12 protein-coding genes are annotated in these 14,996 nt (G+C 64.5%); 1 reads left to right on the top strand and 11 read right to left on the bottom strand.

Annotation, left to right across the window (positions count from 1 at the left end):
- Positions 1-12 precede the first annotated feature (12 nt).
- The 7 genes from BTM36_RS17185 to BTM36_RS17155 form a co-directional block, all read right to left on the bottom strand.
- A complete protein-coding gene (locus BTM36_RS17185) occupies positions 13-1,533 on the bottom strand; it encodes a sugar ABC transporter ATP-binding protein (RefSeq protein ID WP_077237211.1) in 1,521 nt (506 codons plus the stop codon).
- Positions 1,534-1,612: 79 nt separating this feature from the next.
- The gene (locus BTM36_RS17180; RefSeq protein WP_077237210.1) at positions 1,613-2,692 is read right to left on the bottom strand and encodes a sugar ABC transporter substrate-binding protein; all 1,080 of its coding nucleotides are present in this window, start codon (positions 2,690-2,692) and stop codon (positions 1,613-1,615) included.
- A 175-nt stretch (positions 2,693-2,867) separates the two neighbouring features.
- A complete protein-coding gene (gene rpiA, locus BTM36_RS17175) occupies positions 2,868-3,581 on the bottom strand; it encodes a ribose-5-phosphate isomerase RpiA (RefSeq protein WP_077237209.1) in 714 nt (237 codons plus the stop codon).
- Between the two features lie 49 nt (positions 3,582-3,630).
- Positions 3,631-4,470, bottom strand: a complete 840-nt coding sequence (locus tag BTM36_RS17170; protein WP_077237208.1) for a MurR/RpiR family transcriptional regulator — start codon at positions 4,468-4,470, stop codon at positions 3,631-3,633.
- A complete protein-coding gene (gph, locus tag BTM36_RS17165; protein ID WP_077237207.1) occupies positions 4,467-5,183 on the bottom strand; it encodes a phosphoglycolate phosphatase in 717 nt (238 codons plus the stop codon). The genes BTM36_RS17170 and gph overlap by 4 nt, the downstream gene beginning before the upstream one ends.
- Positions 5,180-6,706, bottom strand: coding sequence for a xylulokinase (xylB, locus tag BTM36_RS17160; protein WP_077237206.1), 1,527 nt, complete (start codon positions 6,704-6,706; stop codon positions 5,180-5,182). The genes gph and xylB overlap by 4 nt, the downstream gene beginning before the upstream one ends.
- A gap of 2 nt (positions 6,707-6,708) precedes the next feature.
- Entirely contained in the window at positions 6,709-8,175 is a 1,467-nt protein-coding gene (locus BTM36_RS17155) for an aldehyde dehydrogenase (protein WP_077237205.1), read from the bottom strand.
- Positions 8,176-8,357: 182 nt separating this feature from the next.
- On the opposite strand from BTM36_RS17155, the gene BTM36_RS17150 reads away from it, so the two are divergent.
- Positions 8,358-9,110 carry an SDR family NAD(P)-dependent oxidoreductase gene (locus tag BTM36_RS17150; protein ID WP_077237204.1) on the top strand — a complete coding sequence of 251 codons (753 nt, stop codon included), beginning with the start codon at positions 8,358-8,360 and terminating at the stop codon, positions 9,108-9,110.
- 99 nt (positions 9,111-9,209) lie between these two features.
- Here BTM36_RS17150 and BTM36_RS17145 read toward each other — a convergent pair whose 3' ends face one another.
- From BTM36_RS17145 to mdlC, 4 genes are all read right to left on the bottom strand, one after another.
- On the bottom strand, positions 9,210-10,151 hold the full coding sequence (locus BTM36_RS17145) for a ketopantoate reductase family protein (RefSeq protein ID WP_077237203.1): 942 nt from the start codon (positions 10,149-10,151) through the stop codon (positions 9,210-9,212).
- Entirely contained in the window at positions 10,148-11,527 is a 1,380-nt protein-coding gene (locus tag BTM36_RS17140) for an MFS transporter (RefSeq protein ID WP_077237202.1), read from the bottom strand. Before BTM36_RS17140 ends, BTM36_RS17145 begins: the two co-directional genes overlap by 4 nt.
- A gap of 209 nt (positions 11,528-11,736) precedes the next feature.
- A complete protein-coding gene (locus tag BTM36_RS17135; RefSeq protein WP_077237201.1) occupies positions 11,737-13,188 on the bottom strand; it encodes an aldehyde dehydrogenase in 1,452 nt (483 codons plus the stop codon).
- Between the two features lie 82 nt (positions 13,189-13,270).
- Positions 13,271-14,869, bottom strand: coding sequence for a benzoylformate decarboxylase (mdlC, locus tag BTM36_RS17130; protein ID WP_077237200.1), 1,599 nt, complete (start codon positions 14,867-14,869; stop codon positions 13,271-13,273).
- Between the last annotated feature and the right edge of the window lie 127 nt (positions 14,870-14,996).

Raw genomic sequence — 14,996 nt, 5'->3', positions numbered from 1 at the left:
TCCAGGCGGCGCTCATTGCGAAAGCTGGCGCAGCCTGTCGGTACTGATGTCGTCGCCCTCGACCACGTGGGCGATACGCCCGCGCTGGAAGATGCAGACGCGGTCCGCTGCCCGGGCCAGTTCATCGACATCGGTGGAGACGATGATCACGCTCACGCCGGCCCGGCTCAGCTGATCGAGGATGCGCAGGACGTCCTGCTTGACGCCCACGTCGATGCCACGGGTCGGCTCATCCAGGATCAGCAGGCGCGGCATGGTCGCCAGCACGCGGCCCAGGCAGACCTTTTGCTGGTTGCCGCCGCTGAGGGTATTGACGGCCTCGTCTGCGCTACCGGCCTTGATGCCCATGCGGGTGAAGTAGGAGGAACAGACCTGCTGCTCCTGTCCACGATCCACCAGGCCGCGCCGGATGCGCTGGCGCAGTGAAGACAGCGCGATGTTTTCTCGGATCGACAGATGCCCCACCACACCGTCGCGACGGCGGTCGTCAGAAAGATAGGCGATCCCCATGGCGAAGGCCTGATCAGGCGTCTGCGGCACGCGGGCCGTCGCCTCGCGTGCAAAGGCGATCTGCCCGGCCTGCAGCGCTGCCAGGCCGAACAGGCTGCGCGCCAGCTCCTTGGCCCCCTCCCCTGGCAAGCCGGTGAAACCGACGATCTCGCCGGCGCGGATGTCCAGCTGCGCCACGTCCAACCGCTCTCCCCGCACGCCGCTCAGGCGGATGCCTTCCTCGCCCTTGGGGGATAGACTGCGATCGCGCTGGAACAGGTCCAGTTCGCGCCCGAGGACGAACTCCGAAAGCCGGGAAGAATTCAGGCTGCCCACCTCCTCGCAGTTGGCCACCAGTTCGCCATCGCGCAGTACGGTGACGGCGTCGCAGATGTCGAGGATTTCATCGTTGAAGTGGGAAATGAAGAGAAAGGTCACGCCGGATGCGCGCAGCTGGCGCATGAAGTCGAACAGCTGCAGACGGTCCGGCACCGTGAGTGAGGCCGTCGGCTCATCCAGGATGATGACGCTGCCGCCAGAAAACATGGCCCGCAGGATATTGAGCTTGCGACGGGCGACGGCATCCAGGCTACCGGCCAGGCGGTCGGCCTCGATACCGGTGCCGGCCAGCATGCGCGTGGCGTTCTCGCGCATGCGGCGCCAGGCGATGAAACCGCGTGAGGCCGGCCAGAGGCCCAGCATCAGGTTTTCCATCACCGACATGTGCTCGATGATCATCGGTTCCTGCGGTACCAGGAAGACGCCGGCGGCTTCCATGCGCTTGACGTCGGCACCCTGGATTTCCTCGCCGTTCAGGAAGATGCGGCCTTCGCTGGGAGCGCGCTGGCCGGAAATGATGCCCACCAGCGTGCTCTTGCCGGCACCGTTTTCGCCGAGCAGGCCGTGGATGCTGCCACGGCGGATGCCCAGGTTGATGGAACGCAGTGCATGGAAGGCGCCATAGCGCTTGCTGATGTTTTCCACGCGCAGGGCCAGGTCCGGGTGGGCCTGTGCCGATGCACGGTGGGCTGCTTGAGTCGTCATGGCGCCTCCTTGGCGTGTGGTGATCCGCTATTGGCCGCTATTGGCTCATCGGCCGGCAGGCCATCTGGCCATCAGGTCATCACGTATAGGCGATGCCCCAGACCTTCTCGGCCACGTAACCCCAGTGCCGCTGGTCGGCGGCATTGCTGCGGTCGATCACGAAGGGTGGAATGATCAGCGTGGGACCGGTCTGGCCCTTGACGATCTGGCCCTTCTCCCAGAAGTATTTCTTGTTCTCGTACGGCCCGATGGGGACTTCCTTGCCGGGGATGGAATACTTGACCAGCATTTCCACCGCCACCTCGCCATAGGCGATCGGGTCCTGCGAAACGCAGGCGTCCATGTAGCCATCCTGTATCCAGCGCAGCGCCACCGGCTCGCCATCGATGGTGACGAAGATGACGTGGTCCTTTTCATCAACCTTCTTCCAGCGGTTCTTCTGCTGCAGGGCGGTGGCGATGCCGCGTGCCGGCGAATCGCTGGGCGCGTGCACGGCGTCCAGGTCAGGATGTTCGGACAGCGTGGCCAGGGTGACGGACAGCATCTGGTCCAGCTTGCCTTCGGTGGGTCGGGCAATGTAGGTGATGCCGGGATACTTGGCGAACTCGGCATCCATGCCCTCCTTGCGCTGGCGCCAGGCCACGCTGGCCAGCGCGCCGTAGCAGTTGAGGACCTTGCCCTTGGGGCTGCCGTGCTTCTTGATCAGACGGTTGATGATTTCCCTGGCAGCCATGACGCCGCCCAGGCGGTTGTCGAAACTGACGGTGATGGCGACGTTGCCGCTTTCGGCCGGGGTATCGATAATGGCCACCGGGATCTTCTGCTGGTTGTAGCGGCGCAGCGCACTGACGATGGCCTGGCTGTCGATCGGGTCCGACACCAGCGCCGCCGGCCGCGAGAGCATCAGCGATTGCCATTGCTCCAGCTGGCGGGTGTTGTCGAAGCTGGCATTGGTGGCCTGGAAGCTGCCCTGGTTGGCTTCGACGGCGCGCTTCACGGCCGCCTCCTCGATCACGAAGAAGTAATAGTCCAGGCTCTTGTTGCTGAACGGGATCAGCAGTTTCTGCTGCGCCGACGCCCAGCGCGTGGTGGCCATGGCGCCCAGTGCCAGGCTGCCCAGGACGATCTGGCGACGGGTGGATGGGTGATTGTGCTTCATGTCTACCTCCAAATGATTTATATAGTTTTGCTATAAAAATGATGCAAGCGACGCCATGCCGACTATCGGTGAATATGCTACTGCTTACATCAGGGGCCATCCTCGGGGAAAAACACAACAAGAAAAAACGTAAAGCAAGGCAAAAGAATGCTTGTGCCAGATGGATGGAGTTTTACTAGATTTCTGCACGCAAGCGAACATGGGAAGTGCCATCGAAGCAGCCCACCACCATGCCCGCGGCTTCACGCGTGAACAGTCCGTTCTCGACCACGCCGGGGATGCGGTTGAGTTCGGTCTCCAGCAGCGGGGCATTGGCGATGCTCTGGCAATGGCAGTCCAGGATGAAATTGCCGCTATCGGTCACCACCGGCCGCTCGTCCCTGGTGCGACGGACGATACGCGCCTCGACGCCCTGCCCTTGCAACAGCCTGGCGATCATGCGTTCGGTCTGTTTCCAGGCGAATTGCACTACCTCCACCGGCAGCGGGAAAGCGCCCAGCCGGTCGACGATCTTGCTCTCGTCGCAGATGGTGATCATCTGGGTGGAGGCATGGGCGATGATCTTTTCCCATAGCAGGCAGGCGCCGCCGCCCTTGATCATCTGGAAGTCGCGGTCGATTTCATCCGGACCGTCGATGGTCAGGTCGAGCTGGCCGATTTCATTGGGGTCCATGATGGGGATGCCGACCTCGCGGGCAACGTCGATGGTGGAACGCGAGGTGGCGGTGCAGGCGACGTCGAGGCCATCGGCGATGTGCTTGGCCAGTTCCCGCACGAAGAAGTGCGACGTGGTTCCCGAGCCCAGTCCCAGGCGCATGCCATTGCGTACGAATTCCTCGATGGCGCGGCGGCCGGCCAGTTTCTTTGCTTCGTTCTGGTTCAACTGCATGGATATCTCCTCTTGAAAAACACGGGCCCGGATGCGGTTGGGCAAAGCGCTAGATCTTGTCCGTCATCCAGGAATCGAGCGCCGGCAACTGATCGGGGAATTCGCTGTTGCTGGCCACGGCAATGGCGGTCACCAGCATGTTGACCACCAGGTGGTGATTCAGACGCGAAGCCAGCGGCGTCATGAATTCGGTCTGGTCATAGGGCAAGACGGCAATGAGGGCATCCGTGACCGCTGCCAGCGGGCTGTTGGCTGCGGTCACCGACACCACCCGGGCGCCGCCGGTACGGGCCGCCATGGCCAGTTCCACCATGCGCTTGGTATGCCCCGATTGCGAGAAGATCAGCGCCACTTCGTTGGGGCGCGAGCGCTCGGCGTGCATCCATTGCTTCTTTTCTTCCATCACCGCCGAGCAACGCAGGCCCAGGCGCTGGAACTTGTGTTCGGCGTCCAGCGCGGTGATCTCGGAAATGCCGCTGGCATAGATGCCGATCCAGTTGGCCGACTGCAGCAGGGCCGCTGCCTCTTCGATCTGGCGCGGGACCAGATCGTCCAGCGCGCGCTGGATGGCGGACAGGGAATTGCGGCAGGTCTTGCGCACGATGTTGCCGATATCATCGTGCTTGGTGATCTGCTCGTAGACGAAGGGCGCCGTGGGCACCAGGCTTTGCGCCAGTCCCAACTTGAAGTCCTGATAGCCGTTGAAGCCGAAGCGGCGGCAGAAGCGCACGATGGTCGGGTCGCTGACGGCACAACGCTCGGCCAGCGCGGCCATGGTCATGTGGATCACCTCGCCCGGCGCCTGGCTGACGAAGCGTGCGATGCGCAACTCAGCGGTCTTCATTTCCTCTTGCTCGCGCAGTATCTGCTGTAGCAGGCTATTGCTCATGACTGTCCTTTATTGTCGGCTTTTATTGTCGGTTTTTCACAGGGGGCGATTCTATAAGACAGCAGGTCCTCCAGACGATGCAGCCTTTGCGCCTGACCAACCCTGACATCGCTGCCGCCCCCCCAGGGCACCACGAAGAACGGCACGCCGGCCGCAGCGGCCGTGGCCTGGTCGACCGTAGTATCGCCGACGTAGGCCCAGGCGCCCTCGGCCAGCGCCATCTGTTCGGCCACCGCCAGCAGATGGCCGGGATCGGGCTTGCAGGCCGGTACGGCATCGGCGCCCAACGCCACTTCCACCAGCGGCGACAGCTCCAGCAGATCGAGGATTTGCCGTGTCAGCGCATGCGGCTTGTTGGTGCAGATACCCAGACGGATGCCGGCCGCCCGCAGCTTGGCCAGGTCTTCGCGCACATGGGGAAAGAAGCGCGTATGACTGGCCGGATTGCGACGGTAGTGAGCGATGTAGCACGCCACGGCGGCATCCAGTTCGGCCGTGCCAAGCGCGACACCCTGTTCAACGAGGATGTCCTCGATCAGGCGGCGCGGACCATTGCCGATGAAGCGTTCGACCTGCGCCACCTCCAGCGCGGCATGGCCTTGTTCGGCCAGGTAGGCATTGACGGCGGCGGCGATGTCGGGCGCACTGTCGATGAGTGTGCCGTCGAGGTCGAAGATGAGGGCCTCATAGCTGGCGTGTGCGTGCTGGTTCATGGCGCCTCCCCGAGCTCTGCCAATGCGCCCAGGCGGGCGAAGCTGCAGGTGAGCAGCGGATAGAGTTGCTGATAGATGGCGCGGGCCTGCCCATAGCGCTCGTGCCGGGTGGCGTCGGGGCGCTCGCGCGTCAGTTCCGGCAGCAGGCTCGCGGCGTGGTCGATGTCCGGCCATACCTGCATGCTGACGCCGGCCAGCAGCGCTGCACCCAGGGCGGCTCCTTCGGCCGCGCCCTGGCGCGTGAGGACGTCGCAACCCAGCATGTCGGCCTGGATCTGCCGCCATACTGCCGAGCGCGCCCCGCCGCCGGAGGTGCTGACTTGCGCAGAGGACACGCCCATGGCGCGCATCAGGTCCTGCATGTCACACAGGGAATGCACCACGCCTTCCAGCACGCTGCGCGAGAGGTCGGCGTGATCATGGCGGGCATGGAGGCCGATGAAGGCGGCACGGGCTGACGGATCGGGATGGGGGCAGCGCTCGCCGTTGAGGTAAGGCAGGAACAGCAAGCCATGTGCCCCGGGAACGCTACGCCCGGCGGCCGCGGCGATAGCCTCGAAGGATGGCGGCTCGCCCGCGCCGGCACACAGCACATTGCGGAACCAGGCCAGCGCCCCGCCCGCATTGAGTGACACGCCCATGGCATGCCAGCGCTGGTCAGCGACGTTGCAGAAGACCTGTATCCGTCCATCCGGCGAGGACAGGGGTTGATCCAGCGCAGCGGCGACGATGCCGGCGGTACCGATGGTGGTCTGCAGCGTGCCGGGGGCCACCACGCCGGCACCCAGCGACTGGATCACGCTGTCGCCGCCGCCGCCGATGACCGGAATCCCCGCTGCAATGCCAAACATGGCGGCTGCCTGTGCGTGCACATGGCCGCTGACGACCTGCGATTCGAAACAGGCAGGCAAATGGGCGGAGTCCAGTCCGGCCAAGGCGATCAGCCCGGTCGCCCACTGCCTGCGCCGTACGTCGAACAGGCCCGTGCCGGATGCGTCGGAGACCTCGGTGGCGATCTCTCCGGTGAGCACGTAACGCAGATAATCCTTGGGATTGAGGGCGACCCGCAGCTGTTCATACCATTGCGGCTCGTGCTGCTGCATCCATAGCAGCTTGCCTCCGGTATAGCCGACCAGCATGCGGTTGCCGGTGTGGGCCAGCAAGGACGGCAAGCCACCGGCCGCCTGCGTGATCTGGTCAGCCTCGGCCTGGTTGCGCTGGTCGTTCCACAGGATGGCCGGACGCAGCGGCCGGTAGTGTTGATCCAGCGCGGTCAGGCCATGCATCTGGCCCGACAGGCCGATGCACAGCACCTCGACCGATCCTGCCGCCTGCAGCACCTGGGCCACGGCCTGGCGCGCCGCTGCTATCCAGTGCGCCGGCTCCTGCTCGACCCAGCGCTCGCGCGGTTGCGACACCGGATAGTCCGCGCTGGCGCTGGCGAGGATGCGTGCATCGGTCGAGAGCAGCAAGGCCTTGCAGGCGGAGGTGCCGAGGTCTATGCCCAACAGGCAGGCCGTCATGATCAGACTCCCACGCCGTGATGCAGACGCACGTGCTTGAACTGGAAATACTCCAGCAAGCCCTCGCGCCCGTGCTCCACGCCGACCCCGCTCTGCTTGCGCCCACCGTAGGGCGCATTCATGATGCCGGCGTCGACATGGTTGATGGCCACATTGCCGACGTCCAGCTCAGCCGCGCAGCGATGGATTTCCTGCAGGTTCTGGGTATAGGCGTAGGCGGCCAGGCCATAGGGCGTGTCGTTGGCCAGCGCGATAGCCTCATCCAGCGTATCGAAGGGCGCCACGCCGACCAGCGGGCCGAAGGTCTCTTCGCGCATGACCAGCATGGCGTGGGTGCAGTCGGCCACGATGGTGGGCTGGAAGAAGAAGCCCTGCGCGAACTGCTCGCCATCCGGGGCAGTGCCACCAGCTACCGGCCTGGCGCCCTGCTCCAGCGCATCCTGCAGGTGCACCCGGGTCTTCTGCAGGGGCGCAAGCTGCGCCATTGATCCTACGTCCGCCTGCGGATGCAACAGCCCGTCGCCGATGACCAGCGCGCGCGTGGCCGTGGCGAACTGTTCCAGGAAGTCCGCATAGACGGTGCGCTCGACATAGATGCGATTGATGGCGATGCAGATCTGACCCATGTTGCGGAAGGAACGCCGCACGGCGCCCCGTACCGCTTGTGCCAGATCGGCGTGGCGGGTCACCAGCATGGGGCAATTGCCGCCCAGCTCCAGCGACAGGCGCTTGATCGAAGGACAGGATTGCTGGATGCGCAAGCCGGTCTGGCTCGATCCGGTAAAGGCGATCTTGGAGACAGACGGGTGTTGCACCAGCGCCAGCCCGACGCTGGCACCATCGCCGGTCAGCACGGTCACGATACCGGCCGGAATGCCCGCCTGCAGGGCTTTCTCGGCGATATACAGTGCCGTGAAGGGAGTGAATTCGGAGGGCTTGACGATCACCGCGCAGCCTGCGGCCACGCCGGCGCACAGCTTCCAGCCGACCAGTTCGGCCGGATAGTTCCAGGGGGTGATGGCCGCCACCACGCCGATGGCTTCGCGCATCACCAGGCTCTGGTAACCGGGCTGGTCATTGGGAATGATCTCGCCATGCACCCGCAGGGCTTCTTCGGCATAGAAGTGGCAGGCTTCAGCCAGCTTTTTGATCTCACCCAGGGCCTCGCCGAGAGGCTTGCCCTGTTCTGCCGTCATCACCTGGGCCATGGCGGACGCGTCATCGAGGATCAGGCTGCCCAGCCTGTGCAAGGCATCGGCGCGGACCCGTGCCGGCTGGCGCGACCAGGGGCGCCATGCAAGCTCGGCCGCCGCGACGGCAGAATCGATCTCGGCAGAGGTGGCCACGGCAATGTCGCCAATGGGCGTGTTACGGGCGGGATTGCGCACCTGCAGCCGCGCGCCCTGCCCCTCGACGAACTGGCCTGCGATAAACAGCTTGCCCGACAGCCGGGCCAACACGTGCTGCATGATGCACCTCCTCGAACGACGGAAAATCTAGTATAACTAGATAAATGCACCGTGGACAACTTAGAAGCGTCGAATTTTTTCTATATATTTAACGATAAACGTGCAAAAAGATTCCACCCATCAAAAGATAGGCCTGATTTATGTAGCATTACTATCATTTATGATTTCAAGGAGACACAAACATGAACACACGCTCACCCCAGGACCTCACTGGCAAACTTGCCCTGGTGACCGGCGCCGGGCAAGGCATCGGCGCCGCCTGCGCGACTGCACTGGCCGAGCAAGGGGCCACGGTGGTCTGCACCGATCTTGACGGGAATCGTGCGACCGCCATCGCCGCCGGACTGGCGCGGCCGGGCCAGGCTTTCGCGCTGGATGTGACCGACAGCAGGGCCTTGAATACCCTGGCCGCCAGGATTCCACCGCTGGACATCCTGGTCTGCAATGCCGGCGTGGTCAGCAACACACCGGCCGAGGAAATGGAAGATGATGAATGGGATCGCGTGCTGGCGATCAACCTGGGCGGCGTCTTCAAGACCTGCCGAGCCTTTGGCCGGCGCATGCTGGAACGTGGCAGGGGCAGCATCATCAACATCGGCTCCATGTCGGGGCTGATCGTCAACGTGCCGCAGCCGCAGTGCCACTACAACGCCTCCAAGGCGGCGGTCCACCACCTGACGCGTTCGCTGGCGGTGGAATGGGCGACGCGCGGGATCAGGGTCAATGCAGTGGCGCCGACCTATATCGCCACGCCGCTGCTGCAGGAGCTGGAGAAGGAAAAGGCCTTGATCGCGCGCTGGATGGATCTCACACCCCAGCAGCGCATGGGGCGCCCGGACGAAGTCGCGGCAGTGGTGGCGTTTCTGGCCTCGGAGGCGGCCAGCCTCATCACTGGCGCCGTCATCCAGGCCGACGGTGGCTATACCTGCCTCTGAGGCTTCAAACTCTTGGCCACCTTGCCAAGGTTCGGTAGTCCGCGACATTGACGGTTTCTGCCGCCATCGGCTTTCTTACCGACCTTGGGGCAAGACCTCTCAGATGGGATCACCACTTTTCTTCAACCTGGCATTGGCCTCCATCATTTTGACCAACTGATACAGCGCCGTCACGGTCGGCGTCGGCACCCCCTGCTCGACGCCGTGCCTGATCACGGCGCCATTGATGAAGTCGATTTCGGTCTGCCGTCCGGCTTCGATATCTTGCAGCATCGATGGCTTGTGGTTTGTGTGCATCCTGAACGCATGATCTATCGCCTGCTCTACCTGAGGCAGACTGACCGGAATCTGCAGTGCATGGGCCACGGCCACCGTTTCGGTGGCGATGCGCAATGCCAGGCTGCGGCCTTCACCGCTTGATCCGACCGTACCCACATTGCAGCCGCTGACGGCACAGACCGAATTCAACGCTGCATTGAAAGCGATCTTTTCCCAGATGGCTTGTTGTACCTGCGGGTCGGCGCTGCAATGGAGGCCGGCGAGGCTGAAGATTTCGGCGATCTGGCTCACCTCCGGGCGGAGCAGCCCCGACAGCGTCCAGATCCTGACCTGGCCATCGCCATGGCTGTGCACCACCCCGGCAGACCTGAGGTCGGCGGGCAGGTTGGTCATGCCGACGATGATGCGTTCGCGCGGAATCACTTCGGCAATGATTTCCGCATTCCCCAGGCCATTTTGCACCGATAGCGCCCAGGTTCCCGGCCCCACCAGATGACCCAGGGCATGGGCGGCGCCGTGGGTATGGAAGCCCTTGGTAAAAAAGACGATCAGATCAAACGGTTCGGAGAAGGTGTCGGCCGTCCCGACCGGCACCCTCACCGTATGCACGCCCTTGTCATCGCTCAGGGACAGGCCGTTACTGCTGATCGCAGCGATCGTAACGGGGGTGACTTCGATGAAACTGACCTGCTGTCCACTCAGTGCGAGACGCGCACCAAACAGGCCTCCCATGGCGCCAGCGCCGACGATGGCAATGTTCATGCTGAATGTTCCTTCTTCAGATGCGCAGGGGCTACCGTAGCGCGGGGAATATGCTTGCGTACCGACAGCAACGCGACAAAGACGAACAGCATCGCCCCTGCCAACATCGCCAGATAACCTGAGGCACCGCCCTGAGTGATCACGATGGCGCCGGCAAAGGCGCTCAGGATGGCACCCAGCCGACCGAAGGCCAGTGCTGCGGCAGTGCCGGTGGCGCGCACCTGGGTCGGATAGATATAGGCGCACAGCGCGTACATCGTGCATTGGACGGCATTGACGAAGAGCCCGTGCAAGCCTATTCCCACCACCAGCAGCGTGGTCTGGCTGGCCACGTCCAGGCTGCGCAGCAGCAATGCGGTCGCCGCAGCGGCCAGGCAGCACAGCAACATCGGCACCCGTGAGCCAAAGCGGCCGATGATCAGCGCGCACAGCAATGCCCCGAGGACGCCACCGACGTTGTAGGCCGTCAGGCCGCTGCCGGCCACCGAGGGACTCAGGCCCTCTCCGGCCAGCATCGTGGGAAGCCAGCTGAATGCACTGTAGACAGCCAGCAGGTTCATGAAGAAGGCGATCCACAGCGCCATGGTGTCGCGAGCCTGCCCAGGGGCAAACAGCGCGCCGAATCCCGCGCGCGGGTGGGTGGTCTGTTCACGCGCGTCGCTGAAGCGCATGTCGGCTGCCACCGCGCGTGACATGCGCAGCAGCAGGCGTCGCAATTCATCCCAGCGATGCGGCTGGCGCGCCAGGTAACGCGGCGACTCCGGGATGACGAACCACAGCAGCACCGAAAATGCGACCGGCAGCAGACCGCCCAGCAGGAACAGGCCACGCCAGCCGTAATGCGGCAACACCAGGTTGGCGAACAATCCCGCCAGCATGCCGCCCAGCGGAACGCAGACGATGGTGGCCGTGACTGCCAGCGTGCGTCTGCGGGCCGGGCTGAATTCGGCCGTCATGGTGGTCGAGGTCGGCAAGGCCCCGCCGATGCCCAGGCCGGCGAAGAAGCGCAGGATGGCAATGGTGGTGATGTCCGGCGAGAGTGAGATGAGGCTGGTGGCCAGGCCGAAGACGAAGACACTGCCGATGATGGCCAGACGACGCCCGAAACGATCCGCGAACAGGCCGGCGAAGGCGCTGCCGATGCCCATACCCACCAGGCCGGCCGCGACCGCCGGAGCGAAGGCGTTGCGCGTGATCCCCCATTCCTTGATCAGGCTGGGGATGGCGAAACCGATCAGTTGCCCATCGAAGCCGTCCATGACGATCGACAGCGCCGCCAGGCACACCACCAGCTTCTGGAAACCGGTAAATGCGCCCTCATCCAGCACGCGTCCGATATCGACGGTCTTGGCTTGTTCTACGGTGTGGGTGCTCATGCGCGCTCCCGGGCGTTGCCGACGGTGATCGCGGGTGTGGGTGAAGCAAAGCGCGCGGGCGCGCAGTCGTGCTGCAAGAGCCAGGATGTCGTTGTCATGGCGGTCTCCTCGTTGATATCGCACGGGTCCGATGCGGATCGGCCCGCTGTTGCGATTATTGTTGTGGTGTTCGGTCAGGCCGGATCTGTGCGTGCCTGATGCCGTCCGGCTCAGAACGGGTAATGACGTGGCGTGGTTTGCACCGTGACCCAGCGCAGGTCGGTGAATTCGGCGATGCCGGCCTTGCCGCCGAAATGGCCGAAGCCACTCGACTTGACGCCGCCGAAGGGCATCTGCGCTTCATCGTGGACGGTGGCGCCATTGATGTGGCAGATGCCCGATTCGATACGGCGCGCCAGGCTCAGGGCGCGGGCGACATCGCGGCTGAACAGCGCTGCCGACAAGCCATATTCGTTGTCGTTGGCACCGGCGATGGCGGCCTCATCATCCTTGACCCGCACGATGGGCTTGACCGGTCCGAAGGACTCTTCGTGGTAGATATTCATCTGCGCCGTTACGTGGTCCAGCAGCGTCGCCGGCATCAACGTGCTCTCGGCCTTGCCGCCGCAGACCAGCGTTGCGCCCTTGGCCAGGGCATCGTCGATGAGGGCGTTGCAGCGCTGTACGGTGGCCAGATCCACCACCGAACCCAATACCACCGGTCCCTGGCGCGGATCGCCCAGCGGCAGGCTGCGCGCCTTGGCGGCCAGACGCGCGACGAAGTCATCGGCGACGCGCTCGTCGACGATGATGCGCTCGGTGGACATGCAGATCTGCCCAGAATTGGCGAAGGCACCAAAGGCTGCGGCCTGTACGGCCGCCTCGATGTCGGCATCGTGCAGGACGATGAAAGGCGCCTTGCCGCCCAGTTCCAGCACGGCGGGCTTGAGGTGCCTGGCGCATTGCGAGGCGATGAGGCGGCCCACACGGGTCGACCCGGTGAAATTGACCCGTCGCACCGCCGGGTTGGCGATGATGGCCTCGACAATTTGCCCGGCGTCTTGCGGTGCGTTGGTAATGAAGTTGACCACGCCCGCAGGCAGGCCGGCATCCTGGATGGCTTCGATGATGAGGCCATGCGTGGCCGGACAGATTTCGGAGCCCTTGAAGACGACGGTATTGCCGCAAGCCAGCGGCAAGGCGATCGCACGTACGCCCAGGATCACCGGCGCATTCCAGGGAGCGATGCCCAGCACCACGCCAGCGGCCTGGCGCAGACCCATGGCAAGGTTGCCGGGGACGTCCGAGGGGATGATCTCACCGGCAATCTGGGTCGTCATGGCCGCGGCTTCGCGCAAGCCGTCGGCGGCCAGATGCACGTTGAAGGCAGCCCAGTGGTGCGAGGCCCCGGTTTCGGCGGCCATGGCGTCTGCAAACGCCTCGGCGCGGGCCTGCAACGCATCGGCCGCGCGGGTGAGCAAGCTGCGGCGCTCGCCCGGGCCCATGGCTGCCCAGGCGGGAAAGGCGTCGGCCGCTGCCTGCACCGCCGCGCGGGCGTCGGCCACGGTGGCCGCTGGTGCGCGCGAGGCCACGCTGTGGTCAAGCGGATTGCGCCGCTCGAAGTAGGCAGCATCGGCGGCGAAACGGCGCTGGCCATTGATGAGCATGTTGACTTCCTGCATGGTCTCCTCCTGTTTTCTTTATCTCGGGGTTCAGTTCACGATGTCCGGTTCAGCGCCATCTTGGCGCAGCAAGGCAGAAAGCTCATCGCACCAGCACTTCCACCAGGCGCGGTGCGTTGGCAGACAAGGCCGCTTGCAGCGCGCCGGCCAGTTCGGCAGGATCGCTCACGCGCACGCCCTGGCATCCCATGGACTGGGCCAACGCGACGAAATCCAGTCCAGGCAGGTCGGTGCCCTGGACCACATCGTCGGCGCCGAAGCCGAAGGCCGGTGCGAAGTCCTGCAGCGCGGCGTAGCGGCCATTGTTGATGATCACGAAGGTAATGGGTAGGCCCAGTTGTACCGCGCTGTAGATGGCTTGCGGCGAGTACATCGCCGAGCCATCGCCGATGAGCCCGATCACGCGCTGGTGCGGCCGTGCCAACGCCACACCCACTGCCGCCGGCATCCCATAGCCCAGACCACCGCTGGCCATGGTGTAGAAGCTGCCGGGGCGGGTGAAGGGCAAGTAGGCTTGCATGGTCGGCCGCGAACCGGGGGCTTCCTCGACCACGATGTCCTCCGCAGCGCGCACGTCGGCCAGGGTCTGCATCGCAAAGGCGGCGGACATCGGCGTCTCCGGCGCTGCGCGTGTGCGCGGTTCACGCCGGGCCGGCTGCAGGCGGGTCGCGGGCGGGTGCTGCGCCATCTGCGCCAGCAGGTCTTGCAGGCCCAGACGGATATTGCCGACGATGGCGCTGCCTTGCGGGGTCCAGGAAGCGGTCATCGGATCATCGATGAGCTGGTACAGCGTCGCCCCAGGCGGCAGATACGGGCCGCTGCCTTCGACGTGATAGGTGAAAGCCGGCGCCCCTGCCACGAAGACCAGATCGTGGCCCTCCAGCAGCTGCACGATCTTCTCGCGCATGGCCGGCAGGAAACCGGCAAACAGACGATGGTCTTCGGGGAAGCTGCAGCGCGAGGACATCGGTGCGACGAACACCCGTGCGTGACAGGACTCGGCCAGACGGATGGCCTCATCCCAGGCCCCGGCGCGGTCCAGTTCCGCACCGACCACCATGGCCGGGCGCCGACTACTGCCCAGCGCGGCAGCCAGCGCTGCGATGGCACCCGCTTCGGGCCGGCTGCGGGTGGTGACTTCTGTAGCGGCAAGCAGCTCGGCCGGTTGCTCCCAGTCATCCACGGGTATGGAAACGAAGACCGGGCCACGCGGCTCCTGCATGGCGATGTGATAGGCCCGCGCCAGCGCACGGGGAACGTCGGCCGCGCGCGCCGGTTCGATGCTCCACTTGACGTAGGGCTTGGCCAGTTCGGTTGCCTGCGAGGCCGCCAGGAACGGGTCCAAAGGCAGGATGGAGCGTGCCTGCTGGCCGGCGGTGATGATCAGCGGGGTACGGTTGCGAAAGGCGGTGAAGATATTGCCCATGGCATTGCCGACCCCGGCCGCCGAATGCAGGTTGACCATGGCGGCCTTGCCACTGGCCTGGGCGTAGCCATCGGCCATGCCGACCACCACGGCTTCCTGCAAGCCCAAGACGTAGCGGAAGTCGGCGGGAAAGTCGCGGAACATCGGCAATTCGGTGGAGCCGGGATTGGCGAAGACGGCGCTCATGTCGAGTCGACGCATGAGGTCGAATACGGCATCACGCACGGTGATGGCGGGCAAGGGGGTCTCCTGCATACAGATCCTGTGGAAGGCCTCATGGCTGGGCCGGGTGGATGATGGGAGGCAGTATGTAAGCACGTGATGTCTTTGAAAATTGCCAAATTGGATAAAAGTCATGACATTTGGTAATGTGTAGCTGACC

It is taken from the genome of Herbaspirillum sp. VT-16-41, from assembly GCF_001994935.1.
GTDB lineage: Bacteria > Pseudomonadota > Gammaproteobacteria > Burkholderiales > Burkholderiaceae_D > Herbaspirillum > Herbaspirillum frisingense.
The sequence above is the reverse complement of the archived record's forward strand: the minus strand, read 5'-3'. Positions and strand labels throughout refer to the sequence as shown.

What these genes read in the sequence shown, in the direction of transcription:
- BTM36_RS17135 (WP_077237201.1), bottom strand. Translation starts at nt 13,188, where the DNA reads ATGCAGGAAGTCAACATGCTCATCAATGGCCAGCGCCGTTTCGCCGCC.
- gph (WP_077237207.1), bottom strand. Translation starts at nt 5,183, where the DNA reads ATGAACCAGCACGCACACGCCAGCTATGAGGCCCTCATCTTCGACCTC.
- xylB (WP_077237206.1), bottom strand. Translation starts at nt 6,706, where the DNA reads ATGACGGCCTGCCTGTTGGGCATAGACCTCGGCACCTCCGCCTGCAAG.
- BTM36_RS17180 (WP_077237210.1), bottom strand. Translation starts at nt 2,692, where the DNA reads ATGAAGCACAATCACCCATCCACCCGTCGCCAGATCGTCCTGGGCAGC.
- BTM36_RS17145 (WP_077237203.1), bottom strand. Translation starts at nt 10,151, where the DNA reads ATGAACATTGCCATCGTCGGCGCTGGCGCCATGGGAGGCCTGTTTGGT.
- rpiA (WP_077237209.1), bottom strand. Translation starts at nt 3,581, where the DNA reads ATGCAGTTGAACCAGAACGAAGCAAAGAAACTGGCCGGCCGCCGCGCC.
- BTM36_RS17150 (WP_077237204.1), top strand. Translation starts at nt 8,358, where the DNA reads ATGAACACACGCTCACCCCAGGACCTCACTGGCAAACTTGCCCTGGTG.
- BTM36_RS17170 (WP_077237208.1), bottom strand. Translation starts at nt 4,470, where the DNA reads ATGAGCAATAGCCTGCTACAGCAGATACTGCGCGAGCAAGAGGAAATG.
- BTM36_RS17155 (WP_077237205.1), bottom strand. Translation starts at nt 8,175, where the DNA reads ATGCAGCACGTGTTGGCCCGGCTGTCGGGCAAGCTGTTTATCGCAGGC.
- BTM36_RS17140 (WP_077237202.1), bottom strand. Translation starts at nt 11,527, where the DNA reads ATGAGCACCCACACCGTAGAACAAGCCAAGACCGTCGATATCGGACGC.
- BTM36_RS17185 (WP_077237211.1), bottom strand. Translation starts at nt 1,533, where the DNA reads ATGACGACTCAAGCAGCCCACCGTGCATCGGCACAGGCCCACCCGGAC.
- mdlC (WP_077237200.1), bottom strand. Translation starts at nt 14,869, where the DNA reads ATGCAGGAGACCCCCTTGCCCGCCATCACCGTGCGTGATGCCGTATTC.